This window comes from Acinetobacter sp. ATCC 27244 (assembly GCF_000156555.1).
GTDB classification, from domain to species: Bacteria; Pseudomonadota; Gammaproteobacteria; order Pseudomonadales; family Moraxellaceae; genus Acinetobacter; species Acinetobacter haemolyticus.
Genome location: NZ_GG665962.1, coordinates 58,980 through 80,429 on the forward strand (window position 1 = coordinate 58,980; position 21,450 = coordinate 80,429).

21 protein-coding genes, 4 tRNA genes and 1 riboswitch are annotated in these 21,450 nt (G+C 40.8%); of the genes, 20 read left to right on the forward strand and 5 right to left on the reverse strand.

What is annotated here, in order from left to right; genetic code table 11:
• The 3 genes from HMPREF0023_RS12310 to thiC form a co-directional block, all read right to left on the reverse strand.
• A partial coding sequence (locus HMPREF0023_RS12310; RefSeq protein WP_034437552.1) for a metallophosphoesterase occupies positions 1–577 on the reverse strand: 577 nt, incomplete at its 3' end.
• 22 nt (positions 578–599) lie between these two features.
• Complete coding sequence (locus HMPREF0023_RS12315) at positions 600–1,211, reverse strand: NUDIX domain-containing protein (protein ID WP_004637613.1); 612 nt, start codon at positions 1,209–1,211, stop codon at positions 600–602.
• A gap of 75 nt (positions 1,212–1,286) precedes the next feature.
• Complete coding sequence (gene thiC, locus HMPREF0023_RS12320; protein ID WP_008942260.1) at positions 1,287–3,182, reverse strand: phosphomethylpyrimidine synthase ThiC; 1,896 nt, start codon at positions 3,180–3,182, stop codon at positions 1,287–1,289.
• 92 nt (positions 3,183–3,274) lie between these two features.
• Positions 3,275–3,395: riboswitch (TPP riboswitch) on the reverse strand.
• A 189-nt stretch (positions 3,396–3,584) separates the two neighbouring features.
• On the opposite strand from thiC, the gene phoU reads away from it, so the two are divergent.
• Complete coding sequence (gene phoU / locus HMPREF0023_RS12325) at positions 3,585–4,307, forward strand: phosphate signaling complex protein PhoU (RefSeq protein ID WP_004637615.1); 723 nt, start codon at positions 3,585–3,587, stop codon at positions 4,305–4,307.
• A gap of 163 nt (positions 4,308–4,470) precedes the next feature.
• Positions 4,471–4,587: a hypothetical protein gene (locus HMPREF0023_RS16570; RefSeq protein WP_100222740.1), complete on the forward strand. Its 117-nt coding sequence runs from the start codon at positions 4,471–4,473 to the stop codon at positions 4,585–4,587.
• A 440-nt stretch (positions 4,588–5,027) separates the two neighbouring features.
• On the opposite strand, the gene HMPREF0023_RS12330 is transcribed toward HMPREF0023_RS16570, so the two are convergent.
• Together HMPREF0023_RS12330 and argH are read right to left on the reverse strand one after the other, a co-directional pair.
• Positions 5,028–5,303, reverse strand: a complete 276-nt coding sequence (locus HMPREF0023_RS12330) for an oxidative damage protection protein (RefSeq protein ID WP_005083932.1) — start codon at positions 5,301–5,303, stop codon at positions 5,028–5,030.
• Positions 5,304–5,313: 10 nt separating this feature from the next.
• Positions 5,314–6,747, reverse strand: coding sequence for an argininosuccinate lyase (gene argH / locus HMPREF0023_RS12335; RefSeq protein WP_004637617.1), 1,434 nt, complete (start codon positions 6,745–6,747; stop codon positions 5,314–5,316).
• Here argH and HMPREF0023_RS12340 point away from each other — a divergent pair.
• The 18 genes from HMPREF0023_RS12340 to HMPREF0023_RS12425 all read left to right on the forward strand — a co-directional run bounded on the left by HMPREF0023_RS12340 (position 6,738) and on the right by HMPREF0023_RS12425 (position 21,274).
• Positions 6,738–7,880, forward strand: coding sequence for a sensor histidine kinase (locus tag HMPREF0023_RS12340; RefSeq protein WP_017395051.1), 1,143 nt, complete (start codon positions 6,738–6,740; stop codon positions 7,878–7,880). The genes argH and HMPREF0023_RS12340 overlap by 10 nt on opposite strands.
• A 57-nt stretch (positions 7,881–7,937) precedes the next feature.
• Positions 7,938–8,675 (forward strand): LytR/AlgR family response regulator transcription factor, encoded by a 738-nt coding sequence (locus HMPREF0023_RS12345; protein WP_017396675.1) that lies wholly within the window; start codon positions 7,938–7,940, stop codon positions 8,673–8,675.
• A 108-nt stretch (positions 8,676–8,783) separates the two neighbouring features.
• On the forward strand, positions 8,784–9,701 hold the full coding sequence (gene hemC / locus HMPREF0023_RS12350; protein ID WP_008942262.1) for a hydroxymethylbilane synthase: 918 nt from the start codon (positions 8,784–8,786) through the stop codon (positions 9,699–9,701).
• Positions 9,701–10,477, forward strand: a complete 777-nt coding sequence (locus HMPREF0023_RS12355; protein ID WP_008942263.1) for a uroporphyrinogen-III synthase — start codon at positions 9,701–9,703, stop codon at positions 10,475–10,477. Before hemC ends, HMPREF0023_RS12355 begins: the two co-directional genes overlap by 1 nt.
• A complete protein-coding gene (locus HMPREF0023_RS12360; RefSeq protein ID WP_008942264.1) occupies positions 10,474–11,301 on the forward strand; it encodes a hypothetical protein in 828 nt (275 codons plus the stop codon). Before HMPREF0023_RS12355 ends, HMPREF0023_RS12360 begins: the two co-directional genes overlap by 4 nt.
• A gap of 5 nt (positions 11,302–11,306) precedes the next feature.
• Positions 11,307–12,500, forward strand: a complete 1,194-nt coding sequence (locus HMPREF0023_RS12365; protein ID WP_008942265.1) for a hypothetical protein — start codon at positions 11,307–11,309, stop codon at positions 12,498–12,500.
• 8 nt (positions 12,501–12,508) lie between these two features.
• Positions 12,509–12,940, forward strand: coding sequence for an acyl-CoA thioesterase (locus HMPREF0023_RS12370; RefSeq protein ID WP_005083921.1), 432 nt, complete (start codon positions 12,509–12,511; stop codon positions 12,938–12,940).
• 430 nt (positions 12,941–13,370) lie between these two features.
• On the forward strand, positions 13,371–13,697 hold the full coding sequence (locus tag HMPREF0023_RS12375) for an H-NS family nucleoid-associated regulatory protein (protein WP_004637627.1): 327 nt from the start codon (positions 13,371–13,373) through the stop codon (positions 13,695–13,697).
• 174 nt (positions 13,698–13,871) lie between these two features.
• Complete coding sequence (gene gspN / locus HMPREF0023_RS12380; protein WP_026056326.1) at positions 13,872–14,615, forward strand: type II secretion system protein N; 744 nt, start codon at positions 13,872–13,874, stop codon at positions 14,613–14,615.
• Positions 14,615–15,451, forward strand: coding sequence for a type II secretion system protein N (locus HMPREF0023_RS12385; RefSeq protein ID WP_004637629.1), 837 nt, complete (start codon positions 14,615–14,617; stop codon positions 15,449–15,451). Before gspN ends, HMPREF0023_RS12385 begins: the two co-directional genes overlap by 1 nt.
• Positions 15,452–15,492: 41 nt before the next feature.
• Entirely contained in the window at positions 15,493–17,700 is a 2,208-nt protein-coding gene (gene gspD / locus HMPREF0023_RS12390) for a type II secretion system secretin GspD (protein WP_008942267.1), read from the forward strand.
• Positions 17,701–17,778: 78 nt separating this feature from the next.
• Positions 17,779–18,387 (forward strand): FHA domain-containing protein, encoded by a 609-nt coding sequence (locus HMPREF0023_RS12395; protein ID WP_026056327.1) that lies wholly within the window; start codon positions 17,779–17,781, stop codon positions 18,385–18,387.
• A 112-nt stretch (positions 18,388–18,499) separates the two neighbouring features.
• Positions 18,500–19,192 (forward strand): phosphoglycolate phosphatase, encoded by a 693-nt coding sequence (locus HMPREF0023_RS12400; protein WP_008942269.1) that lies wholly within the window; start codon positions 18,500–18,502, stop codon positions 19,190–19,192.
• An 82-nt stretch (positions 19,193–19,274) separates the two neighbouring features.
• Complete coding sequence (gene trpE / locus HMPREF0023_RS12405; RefSeq protein ID WP_008942270.1) at positions 19,275–20,768, forward strand: anthranilate synthase component I; 1,494 nt, start codon at positions 19,275–19,277, stop codon at positions 20,766–20,768.
• Positions 20,769–20,866: 98 nt separating this feature from the next.
• Positions 20,867–20,942, forward strand: a tRNA-Thr gene (locus tag HMPREF0023_RS12410).
• A gap of 52 nt (positions 20,943–20,994) precedes the next feature.
• Positions 20,995–21,078 (forward strand) — tRNA-Tyr (locus tag HMPREF0023_RS12415).
• 34 nt (positions 21,079–21,112) lie between these two features.
• Positions 21,113–21,188, forward strand: a tRNA-Gly gene (locus HMPREF0023_RS12420).
• 11 nt (positions 21,189–21,199) lie between these two features.
• Positions 21,200–21,274 (forward strand) — tRNA-Thr (locus HMPREF0023_RS12425).
• The last annotated feature ends 176 nt before the right edge of the window (positions 21,275–21,450 follow it).

A 21,450-nucleotide genomic window follows, 5' to 3' on the forward strand; every position in this document is an offset into this window, starting at 1 on the left:
CTTTGATATTGGAAAAGGGTTTAACGGTTTCCAATAAATCAGAGGCATTTTTTAGTTTATGTTGATCGATCCATGCAGATTGCATAGCAAATGGATGGTGATGACAGGCAAGAATCACATAACGATCATGTAGTCTTGATAATAATGTGTGAAGTTGCTTTAGCTGTGATTCGGTTATTCTTCCATCAATACGCTGGGGTTGTGCGCTATTTAATAAAATAATGACCCATTTCCCAAGTTCGATCACGGTAAGTTGTGTTTGATCCACTTCGTGAAAAGGAAAATGTGCGACGTCATCATGATTGCCTGGTGTGTGGAAAAAAGGAATTTCCAAACTTTGCATATGCTGGATATAGCGATTGTATGTTACAGGTGTTGGTGTTTGTGCCAAATCACCTGTATGCACGATCAGATCGATTTGAGGATGTTGTTGACGCATCAAGTCAATTACTGCATGAAAGCTTTGTTCGGGTTGCATACCAACGAACTCTAAATGCGGATACTCCAATAAATGTGTATCAGTAATCTGTATCATCACAAAATCTTGTTGTGATGAGGTTGAGACTTGGTAGGTCACCGTGTTTAGCCCCTCAGACTTGTTATCGTTGTTGTATATGTTGAGCAAGCCATTGTAATGCCATGATTACAGGTGCATTTCTCAACCGCCCGTTATTTAATAGTATGTTTAATTGGGAGTAATCAAATAAATGAAGTTGAATGTTTTCACCTTCATCCGCTACCCCAAAAACACCCCCATCCTTAGGTAATTCAACTTCTGCTACATATAAATGAAAAAGTTCAGAGCAAGCTCCCGCAGACGGGTAGAAGCTAAATAAATGTTTTAATGTTGTGATGTCACATCCAGATTCTTCTAATGCTTCTCGACGAATACAGCATTCCGGAGATTCATCGCCATCAAGTACGCCTGCTATGACTTCAAGTTGCCATGCAGATACCGTATCGTTGATCGCACCAATTCGAAATTGCTCGATCAGAGCGAAGCGTTGTTGTGCGTCATTGTATAGTAAAACGCCAGCAGCTTCAGGTCGATGAATTAATTCTCGTTGAATGACAGGTGAATACTCTAATCGATGAAATAATCGATGTTTGAGGCTCACTTTCTCTACTTGAATGAATCCTCGATATAAAAACGTTCGAGATTCTATCGTAACGTCGGAGGCTGAATAGCTGGCGTGGTCAAGAATATTCATCTTCAATCAGGATGAGATTGTACATATCTCATCCTAACCGAGAATGTTTCGCAGGCAAATCTTTTTTTAGTTGATTTACACTTTGTGGTACAATTTTTGACCATGTTCCTGATAAGCGGTTTTCATCGCATTGAGACCTGCTTCAACTTCTGTGTCGGCATCATTTGATTGTTTGGCATTGCGTTGATTTTGCGCATAATCTCGCACATTTTGCGTGATTTTCATCGAGCAGAACTTAGGGCCACACATTGAGCAGAAGTGTGCTGATTTGTGTGCCTCTTTTGGTAGTGTTTCATCATGCATACTGCGTGCAGTATCAGGATCTAGGCTAAGATTGAACTGATCATCCCAACGGAATTCAAAACGTGCTTTAGAGAGGGCATTATCACGGACTTGCGCACCTGGATGACCTTTGGCTAAGTCTGCTGCATGTGCTGCAATTTTATAAGTAATAATTCCATCTTTAACATCTTTTTTATTCGGTAAGCCCAAGTGCTCTTTCGGTGTCACATAGCACAACATCGCTGTACCATACCAGCCAATCATTGCTGCACCAATTGCAGAAGTAATGTGATCATAACCTGGAGCAATATCTGTGGTCAGCGGTCCAAGCGTATAGAACGGCGCTTCTTTGCAGACTTCAAGTTGTAGATCCATATTTTCTTTGATCATATGCATTGGCACATGCCCTGGCCCTTCGATCATCACTTGTACGTCATGTTCCCAAGCGCGGTGGGTGAGCTCTCCTAAGGTTTTCAGTTCACTAAATTGTGCTTCGTCATTGGCATCCTGAATACAGCCTGGACGTAAACCATCACCTAAGCTGAATGACACATCATATGCTTTCATGATTTCACAAATTTCATCAAAATGCGTGTATAAGAAGTTTTCTTCATGGTGAGCCAAACACCATTGCGCCATAATTGAGCCGCCACGAGAGACGATTCCTGTTAAGCGATTGGCCGTCATTGGAACATAACGAAGTAATACACCTGCATGGATAGTGAAATAATCGACGCCTTGCTCGGCTTGTTCAATCAAAGTGTCTTTAAAGATTTCCCACGTCAAATCTTCGGCAACGCCATCGACCTTTTCTAGGGCTTGATAAATTGGAACAGTTCCAATTGGAACAGGTGAGTTACGGATAATCCATTCACGCGTTTCATGGATATTCTTACCTGTTGATAAATCCATAATCGTGTCGGCGCCCCAACGGGTTGCCCATGTCATTTTTGCAACTTCTTCATCAATCGATGAACCGAGTGCTGAATTGCCAATATTGGCATTAATCTTTACCAAAAAATTGCGACCAATAATCATGGGTTCACATTCTGGATGATTAATGTTGGCCGGAATAATGGCGCGTCCTGCTGCAACTTCTTGGCGTACAAATTCAGGGGTAATTTCTCTTAAATTTTGTGCCCCAAAGTTTTGGCCTGGATGTTGACGCATATCAACATCTTCACGTTGGCGTTGGTTTTCACGAATTGCAATATATTCCATTTCAGGCGTAATAATGCCTTGTTTGGCATAATGCATTTGCGTGACATTTTTACCTGCTTGTGCACGACGTGGATTTTGGATGTGAGCGAAACGAATTTCAGCAGTACGAATATCTTTTAAACGTGCTTGACCAAACTCAGAGCTCAGACCCGTTAAAACATCAGTATCGTTACGTTCTTCAATCCATTTTTGGCGAATCGAAGGTAAACCTTTGTTTAAATCAATTTGTACATTTGGATCAGTATAGACCCCAGATGTGTCATATACCATGATTGGGGGATTGTATTCACCGCCTAAGCCAGTGGGTGTTTCTGTTAAGCTGATTTCACGAAATGGAACTTGAATGTCTGGGCGAGAACCTTGGACATAAATTTTTTTGGATGCAGGTAAAATACGAGTTAAATCTTTAGCATCTTGCTCATGTTGAGCAGAGATATCAGCTGGAGAAAGATTCGTTAATTGGTTCATGGCATGATCCTTATGTTATGGCATTAACGAATCAAGCACGACCAAAAACAATGGCGGATTTATCCTTCAAAACTTGGATAAAACTGAGCTAGGTTTTTGCTGGGCTTGATTCCTACGCAGGTGTTAACCTGATCAGGTTCAACGGTACTCATATTTAAATCATGTGATTATTATGATCTCAGCAGTTAATTAACTGCGCTCCGTCAAGCAGCATTTAGCTTAGCATGATTCTGATCGTGTCTGTTGGCTGGAACGATCAGAATTGCACAATTTTTCTAACTTCTATGTTATGTTTGAAATATCCGAGTTGGTTAATCGGAAATAAGATGACTGTCATAAAAACTTCATCATTGTTATGTTTTAATCATGCATCATTTTCCATGTGTCTAATGGAGGCATTCTGTGAGTCCAAGTAATCCTGTGTTAAGTCATCATATTTCTTCACAATTTAATGAAGACTTACAAGATGTACATACCAAATTTATGAGCATGGGGGGCTTGGTAGAGCAACAGGTAGCCAATGCCATCCATTCTTTATTAGATACAGATGCCAATCTCGCGATTGACGTTCAGTTTAAAGACAATACTGTCAATCAGCTTGAGCGTGATATTGATGAAGGTCTAACCTTGATTTTGGCACGTCGTCACCCAGCTGCGATTGATTTGCGTATGGTCATTGCAATGAGTAAGGCCAATACTGACTTGGAGCGTATTGGGGATGAGGCTGCAAAAATCGCACGTATTGCTCAAAACCTATGTGAAGAGGGTGAGTCTCCACGTGGTTATATGGAAACACGTCATATTGGAAATCAAGTACGTGTCATGATCCATGATGCCTTGGATGCCTTTGCGCGTTTGGATGTAGATCAAGCTTTGAAAGTTGTGATGGCAGATGTTGATATTGATCGTGAATATCAGTCAGCAACACGGACATTGATGACTTATATGATTGAAGATCCACGTCATATTTCACGTGTGATGAATGTAATGTGGGTATTACGTTCTTTGGAGCGTATTGGTGATCATGCACGTAATATTTCTGAACAAGTGATTTATATGGCAAAAGGGACCGATGTTCGTCATACCAGTATCGAAGAAATAGAACAAAAAGTTAATCAAAAATAATTTTATTTGATCTGCCTGAACTCTATTGTTTACCAGTTTTGTAGGATGCCTCTACCTGACCTTAGAGGCATTTCTGTTATAGTTTTTTGAAAAATTCTGTGTCTATATTTTAACTGATGGGTCATTCAAAATGGGATTAATCTCATTTGAAGGTGTGACCGCGATGCGCTTTTTAAAAAAGAATAACTCAGCAAGTTTTGTTTTTTTAATTATTACGCTCTATGCTTTTCTTGGCTTTGCGATTGGATTCGTAATCTGGGAATATTTCTTAGTGAGCTAAATGATACATAAAAAAATCCCAGACTTCGGGGGAAAGTCTGGGAGAGAAATATCATACTTCGGTGAGATCTCTAAGGGTCTCTTTATCCTTCTGAATTAACTATAAGGGTGATCCGGAGTTGTGTCATGTAGACAAGTGTGTATGCTCTGTAAGACTTTATTGCTAATGTAAATATCACGTAAAAAAGAGAGCGAATTTGCTCTCTTTTTCAGTTGCTTACAGGTGTCTTCTTCGTGTCTTGCAGAAAACCAAAGCGTTGCTTTCTTGTTTAACTCGAAGCATAGCTTCTCGTCTTGCGCAAGGGCAGAGCCTTAAAACGATGTTTTAAGTTTGCTTATCCTTGCACTCCGAGCATAGCTCTCCGTCTTGCGCAATAGATTCTTTTTGATTGTGGCCTACGCGGACTTCGTCCTTGTCTTGCAGAAAACCAAAGCGTTGCTTTAGTTTTCTTCAGGCTTCCAGCCTTCAGCTTTTTCTACGCTTTCATCATTGTTAAAGAATTTCTCACGTTGTTCTTCAAGAAACTTTTTAGCTTCAGGTTCAAACACATTTAAGCGCTTTTCATTAATCAATGTAGTTTGGTGCTGTAACCATTCTTGCCAAGCTTGTTTGGAAACATTTTCAAAGAACTCTTGCCCTTTCGCACCAGGAAATGGTGCGAAATCTAGACCTTCAAGCTCTTTTTGATATTTACGGCAAAATACTTGTCGAGTCATTATGATGTCCTTATGCGTAAAGCTGTTCTAAGCGAGTATGGGCACGAGTAATTGCTGCTTCAACCTGTCTCGGTGAGGTACCACCAATATGATCACGTGCATTGACAGAGGCTTCTAGGGTCAATGCTTGATCGAATACGTCAGCGCCAATTAAATCCGAGAATTGTTGAAGTTGCTCTAAGGTCAATTCTGATAAGTCTTTTTCTTCCGCAACACCTAAAGCGACTGCTTTACCTACAATTTCATGTGCGTCACGGAAAGCAACACCTTTTTTAACTAAGTAATCAGCAAGGTCTGTCGCTGTTGAGAAACCACGGAGTGCAGCTTCACGCATAATCTCGATATTTGGAACAAGTGCAGGAATCATATCTGCAAATGCCATCAATGAACCACGAACTGTATCAATCGCATCAAACAAAGGTTCTTTGTCTTCTTGGTTGTCTTTGTTATATGCCAAAGGTTGACCCTTCATCAGCGTCAATAGGCTAATAAGATCGCCAAATACACGACCTGACTTGCCACGAATCAGTTCAGGAACATCTGGATTTTTCTTCTGTGGCATGATGGATGAGCCTGTACAGAAGCGATCAGGAATGTTAACGAATTTAAATTGTGCCGATGTCCATAAAATCAGTTCTTCAGACATACGAGATAGATGCATCATGATCAAAGAGGCAGCAGCATTAAATTCAATCGCAAAATCACGATCTGAAACGGCATCTAGCGAGTTTTCTGAAACAGACTCAAATCCAAGTAACTCTGCTGTATACGCACGATCAATTGGGTAAGTTGTTCCAGCTAATGCAGCTGACCCCAGCGGCATGCGATTAACACGCTTGCGGCAGTCTTGTAGGCGCTCTGTGTCGCGGATTAGCATTTCAAACCAAGCTAGCAAATGATGACCAAAAGTCACGGGTTGAGCCGTCTGAAGATGGGTAAAACCAGGCATGATCGTGTTGGTATTCTTGCTTGCAAGTTGCAAAATGCCTTGTTGTAGACGCTGTAAAATTGTCAAAATATCATCAATTTCATCACGCAAATATAAGCGAATATCAGTTGCAACTTGGTCATTACGGCTGCGGCCAGTATGTAGTTTTTTCCCTGTAATGCCGATACGTTGAGTCAAGCGAGACTCAATGTTCATATGCACATCTTCTAAATCAATACGCCATTCAAACTCGCCTGCTTCAATTTCTGCTTGAATTGTGGTTAAACCTTGAATAATGTCATCACGTTCAGCTTCAGTGAGAACACCCACTTTAGCAAGCATGGTTGCATGTGCGATTGAACCTGCAATATCTTGCTTATAAAAACGTTGGTCAAATTGCACAGATGCGGTAAATTCTGCAACAAAAGCATCTGTTGCTTCTGAGAAGCGACCGCCCCACATGCCAGAGGTTTGATGAGGGCTTGCTGAAGATGAGGATTGAGAAGATGTGGTCATGGCGGCTCAGTAAAATAAAAAAGAGTATAGCAAATCCAAACGCAGTTGCCGAAACTCGTGCGAAGAAGTTATCGCAATCACGTTCATTGAATCCATCAGGCTCCTATTTTTTTACGAAAATTGGGCAATGGCAATACTTATTAGAATTAATTGTTGCAAGTAATGTTCTGGCGATGGTGTTGGCTTTGGCCGAAGCGCAGTCGTGGCAGGCATTGCAGGGCATTCGTGTCTTGCAATATATGTTTTTCATTAATTGGGTGATTTTGTCTTTTGCTGCATTGGTGGATTACTTCCAAGCTTTTTTTTCTAAATTTAGTCAGAAAACCGCTTTAACTTTGGGTTTTATTCTGTTGCAGCTGATTGTTTTTTCAACCACCTGTGCAGTAAATGTGATTCAGTATTGGACAGTACGCTCAGGTGGCTTTAATGAACAGATCTTATTCCATGGTGTGGGATTGCATTTGAGTTATGGTGTCTTGCTTGGTGCATTTTGTTTACGTTATTTATATATGCGCGAACAATGGTTGAATCAGCAATATAGTGAATTGAATGCTCGAATTCAGGCGATGCAAGCACGTATTCACCCCCATTTTTTATTTAATAGTTTAAATAGCGTGGTGAGTCTAATTAGTATTGATCCTGACAAGGCTGAAAATATGCTGATCAGTTTGTCGCGGTTGTTTCGAGCAAGTTTCCAAGAGCTTAAATTGGTCAGTCTGGCCGAAGAAATAGATTTATGTCAGCAATATCTCAGCATTGAAAAAATACGTTTGGGTGATCGTTTAAAAGTCGAATGGAATATTCAAGCCACACCGATTGAGCTAAAACGCGTTACGATTCCCTTATTAACATTGCAACCCCTGCTGGAGAATAGTATTTTTCATGGGGTAGAAAGGGTATTGCAGCAGTCAACCATTACGGTATTGGTTGAAATATTGCAAAATCAAGTCAGTATAGTCATTACTAACCCTTATTCTCGCGATACAATAAAACCGCGGAAAGGAAATGGTATTGCGATCGAAAATGTTGAACAACGTTTGAAAGCGTATTACGGTCAAACTGTAAAATTTCAAGTGTATGGCGGCACATCGTTATATACCACTGTGGTGAATTACCACTACCGAGTAAAATAATAAGTCGAGTTAACCATAAAAAATATGGATGAAGTTAACAGTGACAAGGAGAAATGGATGAAAGTCCTCATTGCTGATGATGAACCACTTGCAGTAGAGCGCTTATCACGTTTGGTAACTCAAATGGGACACGACGTTGTGGCAACCGCACATCATGGACAAGATGTGTTAAGCCAGATAGAACAAACTTCACCTGATGTGGTTTTGTTAGATATTCAAATGCCAGGCATGAATGGTTTAGAGTGTGCAGAACAATTGCGCCATTTAGATCCACGACCTGCTGTTATTTTCTGCACGGCTTACGATCAGCATGCATTGGAAGCATTTAAATTTCAAGCACAGGGCTATTTACTAAAACCTGTCGCACAAGAAGATTTACAACAAGTATTTCACCATTTAACTCAACTAACCCAAGCACAAATGACGGGTTTACAATTAGAAGATATGGACGATTCCAAAACCCAGCGTCACCAAATTGCTGCTAAAACGTATCGCGGCGTCGAGTTAATTCCATTAGAGAATGTATATTATTTTCTAGCGGATCAGAAATATGTGACCGTTCGCCACAAGAATGGCAGTGTGTTGATTGATGAAACATTAAAAGATCTGGAAAATGAGTTTTCAGATCGTTTTATTCGTATTCATCGTAATGCGTTAGTCTCTCTAGATTATTTAGAAGGTTTAGAGTTGGTGGCTGCGGGGCAATATCAAGTCCGTCTACGTGAGTTGGATGAGCGTTTGTCGGTGAGTCGTCGACATCTACCGAGTTTAAGAGAATGTATGCACCAGCTATAGAGGTTGTTTTACCTGAGCTGAAAGATTGTTTGTGATTTTTTACTTGCAATTTTAGATGATCAAGTTAAGTTGGGAGCAATTGCTTTAATCAATGCTTGACGTAGATTTATGAAAACTCTAAAAATTGCGACTCGACAAAGTCCTCTTGCACTTTGGCAAGCGGAGCATATTCGTTCTCGTTTAAATACGCTCTATCCAGATTTAACTGTTGAGTTGGTTAAGTTTGTCACGCAAGGTGACAAAATCCTCGATACGCCATTAGCCAAAATTGGTGGTAAAGGCTTATTTGTGAAAGAACTGGAAGCCGCGTTATTAGATGGTCGTGCTGATCTGGCTGTGCATTCTATGAAAGATGTGCCGATGCATTTACCTGATGGTTTAACTTTAGCCGTTATTTGTGAGCGTGAAGATCCTTTAGATGCCTTTGTGTCGAATCAGTATGCGCGATTTGAGGATTTGCCACAGGGTGCGAAAGTTGGAACTTCGAGTTTACGTCGAAAATGTCAGATTTTGCAGCAGCGTCCAGACTTAGAAATTATTGATTTGCGCGGCAATGTAGGCACACGATTGTCAAAGTTAGACGATGGTTTATATGATGCGATTATCCTCGCCAGCGCAGGTTTAAAGCGTTTAGGTTTGGCTGATCGGATTCGTCATTGTTTGGCTCCTGTCCTAAGCTTGCCTGCGGTGGGGCAAGGGGCATTAGGTTTGGAATGTCGTGCAGATGATGAAAAGCTTTTGGCATTGATTCAGCCCTTACAACATGAAGAAACCTCGATTTGTGTGCGTGCGGAACGTGCCCTAAATGCTTATTTGGAAGGGGGGTGCCAGGTGCCAATCGCAGGTTACGCCACTATAGTCAATCATCAATTACAGATTGAAGGCCGTGTTGGGAGCGTTGATGGAAAGACGTTACTTAAAAAACAATTGATTGGTTCAACGGATCAAGCTGAACAGTTGGGTGAGCAACTTGCACAAGATTTATTGGATCAAGGTGCAGGTGAATTATTGAAAGCCCTCTATTAATGCGATTTATTAATACTCGCCCGCAAGATCGTGCAGATCGCTTGACTCAAGCGATGCAGGATGCGGGTTATCAAGTAGAACACTTACCCTTATTAGAGCTAATTGCTGTGCCTCTTTCTGAGGAGTTACAGCAACTATATCAGCAATTAGATCAGGTACAGGTGATTGTTGTTGTCAGCCCAACAGCGGTTGATATCGGAATGAAGTATTTGGTCAAGTCTGGGTTGAATTTGCATCAGCTCGCACATATTCGTTGGATTGCGGTAGGTCAGGCAACAGCCAAAGCGTTGGCTCAGTTTGGTATTCAAAGTGATGTACCTGAGGTGGAAAGCTCAGAAGGCATGTTGGATCTTCCTCTTTTAAAGCAACAGAACGATTTGCAGAAAATTGCTTTTTGGCGAGGATTAGGTGGGCGTCAATTTATGATGCAGCAATTACAACAGCAAGGCGTCAAAATTGCGAACTTTGTGCTTTACCATCGACAATGCCCTCAACAAAGTGTGTTTGAATTCCCTCGTTTATTAGAAAAAATGGAACCTGATCAACCAGTCGCGGTGCTGATTAGTAGTGAGGCGAGCTGGAAAAATTGGCTTCAACTTTGTGCACAAAATCCTTGTAAGCAGAAATGGGTGTATTTGGTGTTAGGTGAGCGTTTAACTGCTATTTTAAATCAAGCGCAACATAGTTTAGGCAATACAATTAACATTATTCAGCTTGAAAATTTATCTGCATCGGAGATTATTCAACGCATGAGCGATTGGCGGGGGGCGGTATGAGAAAAATTGTCTATTTAATATTATTACTTGGCTTAGTGTGGTTGGTTAAGCTCAGTTATGATATGGCTCAAAATGCTCAGACGATTCCTCAACTGCAACAGCAACTTTCGCAAACTGAACAACGTTATGCTTTATTGAATGATCAGTTAGTCGCATTACAGCGTCAGTTGCAAAGTAGTAGCCCAGAAACACCTTCTGGTTTAAATATGTCTCCAATGGTCATTACTGGTGTAGCACCCGTGATTTTGATCCAACAACAACTGCAACTGGTTCAGTTCGCGCTAGATCAACAACAATTTATTTATGCTTTAGAGCATTTGACTCAAGTTCAACAGCAAGTGCTTCAATCGAGTCTGGCGCCTGCACTACAACACAGTTTGCTCAAAGCGATTGAACAAGATAAGCAGTCAATTCAACAATTCGTTTTGACTCAAACACAGCAACAACAACAACTTGAAGGTTTATTGCAAGAATTGGATCAGCGGATTCAAAAAGAAATACAAAATCCTCAGTTGAAAGCTACAAAAGGCGAATCTTCAATATGGTGGCATTGGTTTAATTTGGAAAAAGTGCAGCGCAATCCACCTGACTTAGTGCATCGTAATCTTACTTTGAAAGAGGCGCAATTACGGATGTTACTTGCGTCAGATGCGTTACATCGTGGTCAGCAGGCTGAATACAGAAAATCAATTCAAGAAGTGATGCAATTGCTGGCTGAACTACCAGATCAGAATAGCCAACAAATGAATCAACGTCTTGATAAGATTTTGCATTTACCAACAGTTGCAACGCCGAAACTGATTACACTCGGGTTAGTGGGGTAAGCGCAATGAAACATTTGTTGCTTCGTTATGTGTTGATTAGCTTATTCTTATTCGCAATTTTTGCGGTTTTGAGTTATGGCTATGGGCATGGTTATGCTTATCTCTATTGGCGTGATTGGCAATTACAAAGCAGTGTTTGGGGCTTAATTGCATTATTTATTATTATCAGTTTGTTGGCACAATCATTTTGGTTATTGGGTAAACGCTATTTTGTACGTGAACAACGTAAAAAAGAAATAGCCCTCCATTTTAAGGATTTGCATCCTTATGAGCAATTAGGTGTTGTTTGGTTGTTGGATGCGGCTAAAGATCAACAGGTTTTTATTGAACGAGTGTATACCCAATCAGGCTTGTTAAACCACATTGTTGCCGCCCAATTTGATTATAAAAATGGGAATTATGACGCAGCTTTGCAGCACTTGGAGCAATCGGCGCCGGTCGCGTTTGAATTGGCTGAATTGCAACGTATAGATATTTTTTTAGCGCAACAACAAGAAGAAAAAGCACTCACGCATTTAGAGTTTTTGACTCAACATCAATTATCTCCTTGGTTACTTCAAATCGAAACGGCTTATCAACAGCGTATCACGGCTTTATGGGGTAAATTGGCATTACAACGTCCGTGGTTGTTTCTGCAAGCAACGCAATATGGTTTGCTTGATGCTGACCATCGAGATCTATGGTTGCAGCAATTGCTGATTAAGTTTGATCAGGCATCCGTGGATGATTTAGCGGCATTGCAGCAGCGTTATTTAGCCTTGCAGAATGAAATACAAACTCGCCCATATACGAGTAAGGTGTTGTGGCTTAAATTATTGGCTCGAATGCCTGAGATGAGCATACAACATGAGCAATTGGCTTTGCATTTATTACAAGAGCATTTTGATCCGGAAGTATTTTATCTCTGGTTTCAACAGCAACTCCTGAAGCAAATTCCAGATTATGCTGATGTAGAGCAACGTATTTTGCTGTTCGAGCAACGTTATGCGGGTGTGCCGATGTTAAGTTTTGCTAAATGGCATATTTATGTGGCGACAGACCGTCAACAGGAAGCTGAGCAGTTATTAAGTTTATATCCTGATAATATATTAATGAGTTATTTAAGGATTAAGTCAGTCCTAGGGGATAATTTGGATTTAATCAAACAGTTGAATTTAATATTTGAAAATGATGTTAATTTTCTGAACTTTAAGCTGTGAGTGAAAATATGAATGAGTTGTCTGTCTACCCTGTTATACATAAACAAAGTGTTGCTTGGGGAGATATGGATGCATTTGGTCATGTAAATAATGTGCAATATTATCGCTATATAGAAAGTGCTCGTATTGCCTATTTGATGGCATTAAATATATTTGAGCAAGATATATTGACCGTAGTTGCATCGAGTCAATGTAAGTATTTAAGCCCTGTATTTTATCCAGATGTGTTGCATGTTGGTGCGCGTATTGAGGAGATCCGAAACAGTGCATTTAGAATGCAATATGTATTGTGGAGTGAGCAACAACAACAAATTGTTGCAACAGGCGACGCTGTAATGGTGTGTGTTGATAAAGTGAATGCAAAAAAAATAAATATCCCAGACCATATTAAGCAAAGGATCATTCAGTTAGAAAAGACTGTAGAGCATGATTTAATTTGAAACTAATCATCGTAAAGACAATTATGTCTGATATTGTGATTTTATAGAAAAACTTCATTTGCTATTTCTCTGTAACACATCTTACGTAGGCGTGATGGATTAAGGTTTGTAAATGGAGTTTTTCAATAATAAGTAAATCAAAGTGAGCCATAAAATTATCGGGTGTGATTTTTTTGTGAAGTCGAAATATCAGTGCTATGCACTGTTTTGAACTGAGCTAAATTAAAAATAGATTAATATATATTTTATTTTGAGTTTTCATTTTAAGTTTTCTTGTAAATAAAAAGCATTTTTTTTGTTATAGTGTGATTAATTCAGCTATTCTTATATTGATTAATTAAATGCATATAAATTAATATTGAGCTGAATTTAGAATTCATTTTTTTTATTTTTGCGTGAAATATTTTCTTATTGAGTTGGAGTGGTTCGGATGAAACCAGATATTAGTGATTTATCAGTTGAAGATTTAAAGCGTTTGCAAGCAGAAGCTGAAGCTTTAATTGAAAGTAAAAAAGACCAAGCAATTGAAGATGCATATAATCAAATCATAGCAATTGCTGATGGTATTGGTTTAAGCGTTGAAGAGTTATTGGCTGTAGGTGAGCAAAAGCGTAAAAAGACTACGCGTAAAGCTGTAGAACCACGCTACCGCAATAAAAATAATACTGAAGAAACTTGGACTGGTCGTGGTAAACAACCGCGTTGGTTGGTTGCTGAATTAGAAAAAGGCGCAAAACTTGAAGATTTCTTAATCTAAGTGAGTTTTAAAGTCATCGTTTTGTCATACCATGACTTTATCCTTTGTAAAAAACCAAGCTTAAAAGCTTGGTTTTTTTATATGAGAGAATTGGCGATGTTGAAAAATTATGCATAATGTCATTCAGAGCAAGTATTTTAAATGGATGATGTTAGCGATGTTGGTAAGGGTGGAATGAAGAAAAATACCAAACAATGGAGATGGTGGCTATTCGCCATTTTTGCATTTTTAATTTTTATTATTTTACAGATTCCAGCAACATGGCTTATTGCGAAATTTTCTAAAGATAATCAATTACTACATAATGTTAGTGGCAACATCTGGCAGGGACAAGCGGACTGGCAACGTGGGCAGTTACGAGGCTCTGTGCATTGGAAGACACGACCTTTAGATTTGTTGCTATTACGTTTTGGGGCTGATCTCGATATCCATAGTGGCAACACACAATTTAATGGTGTCTTTGCTTATGGCTTGGGGAAAAAAATTATTGTTAAGGGGTTACAAGGTCAAGTGGCACCTGAGACTTTGCGTTATTTTGCCAATTGGCAATGGCCTGAGAATGCAATTCAACTCAAGGATGTACAACTTCATTATCACAATGAAAAAGGTTTTAGTGCCACTGAAGGGCAACTGAACTGGGGTGGTGGCGAATTGACTTATACTTTTGGTCAGCGTCAAGAGCGTATGACTATGCCATCTTTAATTGCCGAGTTAAAAGATGCCAATGGACAATTGCAACTGGATGTACGCGATCAACGCAGTCAAAAAATGGCAAACATAAGTTTAGATGCCAATCTTATGCTTGATGTGCAACTGACACAGCGAATGCTGTTAAACGTTCCTTCTTATCAGGGTAAAGCAGGACTAGACACTTATGTGATTAGCTCACGCCAGCCATTGTTACAAGGTGGAATGTGATGGACGCATTAATACAAAAAATACAACAGTTAGATTGGCAAAAGCTCGATAAGCTCAGTCCGTTGATTTTGGCAATCTTGTTATTATGGCTGTGTTGGAAGCTCGCTTCGTTTTTTTGGTTGGTAGTTGCTCCTCCTCAAGCGATGCAATTTGATCGGGTTGAGTTGGGTTCACAACAAGCACAAGTTCCGAATATCAGTTCATTCGCTTTATTTAATGAGCCCGCTGCGAGTACAGTGCAGGATAATGTTAATTTGGAATTACAAGGGGTATTGCTCGGTTCTTCCAACTCATTGTCCTCTGCAGTGATCAAATTAAATGATAGTGCTGAGCGTTATCGTGTAGGTGAAACCTTAGGTTCAACGTCATATCAACTGGTTGAAGTGTATTGGGATCGCGTGGTGTTGAAACAAGGCAATGGCGCAACACGAGAAGTGACCTTTAAAGGGTTGGAGAAAGGTTTATATCAACCAATAGAGCCGGTTAATCGCAATAATCAGCCGCCGCCTGCACATATGCCAGAGCCTGTTCAAAACTCTCCTCAGTCTGCATTGGGGCAGGCAATTCAACAAATGCAGGATAACCGTGAGCAATATTTGAAGAATATGGGAGTGAGTGGTGGTGCAGATGGCTATGAAATCACAGATCAAACACCCGTTGGTCTTAAAAATACATTGGGTTTGCGTGCGGGGGATCGAGTTCTATCGATCAATGGCCAAACCGTTGGGCAGGGACTAAGCGAAGTACAATTACTAGAGCAAGTGCGTCGTCAAGGGCATGCCAAAATAGAAATAAAACGTGGTGATCAAGTGATGACCATTCAACAGAGTTTTTAGTGATCACACATCATCACAATAGTTAGGAATAAGTGCAGGTTATGGCTTTTTTGAATCATCAGCGTCCACTTTGGGCATTACTTGCCGCAGCACCGTTAGTTGCGACAATCAGTACCCATGTACAAGCACAGACATGGAAGATCAATCTACGTGATGCAGATTTAGCAGCTTTTATTAATGAGGTTGCTGATATTACGGGTAAGAACTTTGCAGTTGATCCGCGAGTGCGCGGTAATGTGACGGTCATTTCGAACAAACCACTCAACAAAGATGAGGTTTACGATCTCTTCTTAGGTGTATTAAGTGTGAATGGTGTGGTGGCATTGCCTTCAGGAAATACGATTCGCTTGGTGCCTGATAGTAATGTGAAAAATGCAGGTATTCCTTATGATGGGCGAAATCGTGCGGGTGGGGATCAAATCGTAACGCGTGTTATTTGGCTACAAAATACCAATCCAAATGATCTCGTACCTGCTTTGCGCCCATTGATGCCACAGTTTGCGCATCTGGCGGCAGTAGCGGGAACCAATGCACTTATTGTTTCTGATCGAGCAGCAAATATCTATCAGCTTGAGAATATTGTCCGAAACTTGGATGGAACAGGGCAGAATGATATTGAGGCGATTACGTTGCAGTCGAGTCAGGCAGAGGAAGTGATTGCTTTGCTTGAGACAATGAGTGGAACGGGATCATCTAAAGATTTGATGGGGTCTCGAGTACGTATTGTTGCGGATAATCGCACCAATCGTATTTTAATTAAAGGTGATCCAGATTCACGCAAGCGGTTGCGTCAAATTATCGAAATGGTCGATGTGCCGTCAGCAGATCGTTTGGGCGGATTAAAAGTATTTCGTTTGAAATATGCAAGTGCAAAAAATTTAGCTGAAATTTTACAAGGTTTGGTGACAGGTCAGTCAGTTTCATCCTCATCGACATCTAATAATAGTAGTTCAAATGCTGTTAGTAATCTGATTTCGAATAATCAAAATAGCAGTTCATCCAATAACGCATCGGGAAATTCAGCGATTAGCCTAAATAGTGGTTTTAACAATCGTCAAAATGATGTGACCAGCTTTAACGGAGGAGGCGTGAGTATTATTGCTGATGGTACGCAGAATGCCTTGGTCGTGAAAGCAGATCCACAATTAATGCGCGAGATTGAATCGGCAATACAACAACTGGATACACGTCGTCAGCAAGTGTTGATAGAAGCTGCGATTATCGAGGTTGTAGGGGGTGATGCTGAGCAACTTGGTGTGCAATGGGTATTGGGTGATCTAAATAGTGGTGTCGGGCTGGTTAATTTTTCAAATCTTGGTTCTGGACTGTCCAAAATTGCCGCTGGTTATCTAACTGGTGGTGCGGTAGGTGCAGCAGGGGCTTTTGGAGATGGTGCTTCAATAGGTTTAGGAAATTTTGAAAACCCCCGTAGGGCATACGGTGCGTTGATACAAGCGCTGAAAGCGAATACGAAATCCAATTTTTTATCGACCCCATCCATCGTCACAATGGACAATGAAGAAGCTTATATCGTGGTGGGGCAAAATGTTCCATTTGTTACAGGATCTGTTGCAACTCAGGGTAATAGTACTGTGAACCCGTATACGACGGTTGAGCGAAAGGATGTGGGGATTACGCTGAAAGTTGTCCCACATATTGGTGAAGGGGGATCGATTCGTCTTGAGGTTGAGCAAGAGGTTTCGAATGTTCAGCCTAATCGAGGGCAGGCAACGGATTTGGTGACCAGTAAACGGGCGATTAAGACCTCTGTACTAGCTGATCATGGGCAAACTGTAATTTTGGGTGGTTTGATTTCTGATGATACTAATCTAACTCGTCAGAGTATCCCGGTGTTGGGTGATATTCCCTATTTAGGACGGTTATTCCGTGCTGATACACGCAGTAATGATAAGCGTAATCTTTTGGTGTTTATTCATCCAACCATTGTTGGGGATTCAGATGATATCCGTCGTATTTCACAGCAACGCTATAATCAATTATATAGCTTGCAACTTTCGATGGATAAAAACGGAAATTTTGCCAAGCTGCCTCAAAATGTCTCGGATATTTACACTCAACAGGGGATAAATAATTCACCATATCAAAAAGTGCCAACAGCGACGCAGCAAAAGACCTCTGCGGTGACTACGCCAGTGGCGACAGCACAGCCACCTTTGCAAAAGAAAGCGGTTGAAAGAAGTAAGAATACGGTGACCACGACCACCTTGCATCCTGCATCTTCACAGTAGAAGCACACAAGCACTTCTGTCACAATGTTATGATTGCAAGAGCCGATAATCAATAAATCAGGATAAGGGTTGATGTTTATGACTTGGAAACTACAAGCCATTACAGGTGAATTTACGGGGAAAGAACTCACGATTGAACGTGATATGTTGGTAGGGCGTCATCAAGAGGCTGATATTTTATTGCAATCTGCCGATATTTCACGTCGCCATGCTGCTTTGTTGCTTAAGGAACAACAATTGTGGGTGCAAGATCTGAACTCATCAAATGGTACCTTTGTGAATGATGTGCGTATCACTCAAGATACTAAATTGCATGATGGTGATATTTTGCAATTTGCAAGTTTTGTATTTAGCGTTCTTGCCCCAGAAACTGAATTACCAGAAATCGAAGTGGAACCAGTAAAAACCGTCACGCAAGATCAAGGTATGCCAAGTATTGCAGAAAGAGCTGTTGAAACGCCAATTAGTCGCGATGGTATGCCTCAGCAAGTGGGTATTCCTAAGCCTGCACCGATCCCTGAAGGGGTGAAAGTTGAGGTTTCTGCTGAACCAAAATCAGTGCCTATGCCAGAGCCTGTGTCGCGAGTTGCGCAGGAAAAAGAGCAACAAAAAAATGCTTCAGTGGGTATGATTTCTCTGATTGTGTTGATCATTTTGGCGGTGATCGCTTGGTTGTTCTTTAAATAATTAGACTAAACTTTTACAATCAAGGCATGCTTCGAGTTGCTCTAACATTTTAGTAAAGTGGTGTTAGGGTTTAGTTGAGGGATGCCTTTTTCATTTTATAGGTGGAAATTTAATGTCCATTGCACAGTTACAATGTCGTGATCTTATCTTGTTTGATTTGGATGGAACACTTGTAGATTCTGCTGCTGACTTATATCGTGCAATGAATATGAGTTTGGAAAAATTGCACTTTCCTGTAGTTACTGAAGATCAGATACGAGCATGGGTTGGAAAGGGCGCCGCAAAACTTTGTGAAACAGTCCTTGAATATTTATTTGAGGATGCAAGCCCTCAGCAACATGCGCTCTTGTTAAACACATTCGTTGATGTCTATGCACAAGAGTTATGTGTCAATACTCAGGTATATGAAGGTGTTTTACCTTTCTTGGATTATTGTCAAGCGCATGGGATTATCATGGCATGTGTGACCAATAAACCAGAGCAGTTGGCGAGAGGTATTTTGGATATTTTATCACTTTCATCTTATTTTAAGATGGTGGTTGGTGGTGATACCTTGCCTGAGCGTAAACCTCATCCCTTGCCATTATTGCACTGTATGCAGAGCCAAAATGTTGCTGCCGCACAAACACTAATGATTGGTGATTCAAGTAATGATGTTGAAGCTGCACGACGTGCAGGTATAGATTGTATTGTGGTCAGCTATGGCTATAATCATGGGGAGAATATTTACGATTGCCAACCGCAACAGGTGGTGGATCGTTTGGTGGAACTCGTTGAAGAAGATCAGATCAGGAGACAGGCATGAAAGTAGTTATGGTTTTTCGATGGCGGGCTTGAAAGAGCACTAAAGAAAAAACGCACAGAAATTAAAACCATAGAGAATATCCATGACTACCTTAGTACAATTTGAACAGTTAAAATCAGCCGGCTATAACACCATTCCCGTTTACCGCCAACGTTTAGCCGATACTGAAACCCCACTTTCCGTTTTTGCTCGATTTAAAACACATAAACATGCCTATCTTTTCGAGTCTGTTGAAGGTGGTGAAAATTGGGCGAGATACTCAATGATCGGTTTGGGTGAATCTACGGTTTTCTCATGTAATGCAGGTGTGCTTACCGTTCAGCAAACTGATGGTACCGTTACCCAACAAAATTGTACCGACCCATTTCAATATATTCGCGACTTTCAGCATCAATTTAAAGTACCAAGTAAAAAAGAATTGCCTGAACTACCGAGCTTTACAGGTGGTTTAGTGGGTTATCTGGGTTACGACGCTGTACGCTATATCGAGCCAAAATTAAAAAATGTCCCTGCAGACGATCCTGTGACATTGCCAGATTTATGGTTAATGCTGTCAAAAACAGTGATCGTATTTGATAATTTAAAAGATACTTTATTTTTAATCCATCATGCTGATGCAAATCAACATGATGCTTATGCGCAAGCACAACAAAAATTGGATCAATTAGAACAACTGCTTGCAACACCTGTGAGTTTGCAGGCAAAACCGCATACAGTTCCGCACTTTGAGTCGATCACGGGGAAAGAAAAGTTTCTTGAAACGGTGGAAACGGTGAAAGAGTACATTCGTGCTGGTGATGTCATGCAGGTGGTGCCAGGGCAGCGAATGGTGTCTGATTTTGATGGTGAGGCATTACAGGTTTATCGTGCTTTGCGTCATCTCAATCCATCACCATATCTGTTTTTAGTGCAAGGACGAACGCTTGTTGATGACAAGCCTTTTCATATTGTGGGTTCATCACCTGAAATCCTATCTCGTTTAGAGGATGGGATCGCAACGGTGCGTCCTTTGGCTGGTACACGACCACGTGGTAAGACTAAAGAAGAAGATTTGGCACTCGAGCAAGATTTATTAGCAGACGAAAAAGAGATTGCTGAACATTTGATGTTGATTGATCTGGGTCGTAATGATGTTGGGCGTGTTTCAAAGATTGGAAAAGTCCAAGTCACTGATCGCATGGTAATCGAGCGTTATTCACATGTGATGCATATTGTGTCAAATGTACAAGGTGAAGTGCGTGATGATGTAGATGCTTTAGATGTGTTTAAGGCAACATTTCCCGCAGGAACGCTTTCAGGTGCTCCTAAAATTCGTGCGATGGAAATCATTGATGAGGTTGAGCCTGTAAAACGTGGCGTATTTGGTGGTGCTGTTGGTTATTTAGGTTGGCATGGGGAAATGGACATGTCGATTGCGATTCGTACTTGTGTGATTCGTGATAAAAAGGTTTACGTGCAAGCGGGAGCAGGGTTGGTTGCAGACTCAAATCCTGAATCAGAATGGAATGAAACCCAAATAAAAGCTCGCGCAGTGATCAAAGCGGTTGAATTATCGTCAAACGGATTGATTTTATGAGTTTTTAGCGGTTTTTTTAAAAAAACCACTTGCATCGATTCAGAGTTTTGCTAAACTGCACACCGTTCCGATACGAAACGTACGAAACACTAAGAAGCGCCGGCATAGCTCAGTTGGTAGAGCAACTGACTTGTAATCAGTAGGTCCACAGTTCGAATCCGTGTGCCGGCACCATCTTAAGGTTTTGAGTTTAAAGTAAACGAGCTGCACTGTGCAAGTGTGATTTGGTGGGATTCCCGAGCGGTCAAAGGGGGCAGACTGTAACTCTGCTACGAAAGTTTCGAAGGTTCGAATCCTTCTCCCACCACCATATAACTTCGATTGAAGTGGTAAAGTACCAACGCGCGGGAGTAACTCAGTTGGTAGAGTGGCAGCCTTCCAAGCTGCATGTCGCGAGTTCGATCCTCGTCTCCCGCTCCATCGAAGAGATCGCTCTTATAGCTCAGTGGTAGAGCACTCCCTTGGTAAGGGAGAGGTCTCGAGTTCAAATCTCGATAAGAGCTCCAGATATACAGCTTAGTAGAATTTCTACAAGATTTTAAAGAAGCAGGCTATTATAGTCTGCTTTTCAAGTATTAGGTGTCTAGTTTTTTAGGCGAATGTCGATAAAGAAAGTTTTTCAGGGTTGTTTTTCTCTAAACTGGTGTCGACGTAAACGAGGAAAATCAAAATGGCTAAGGCT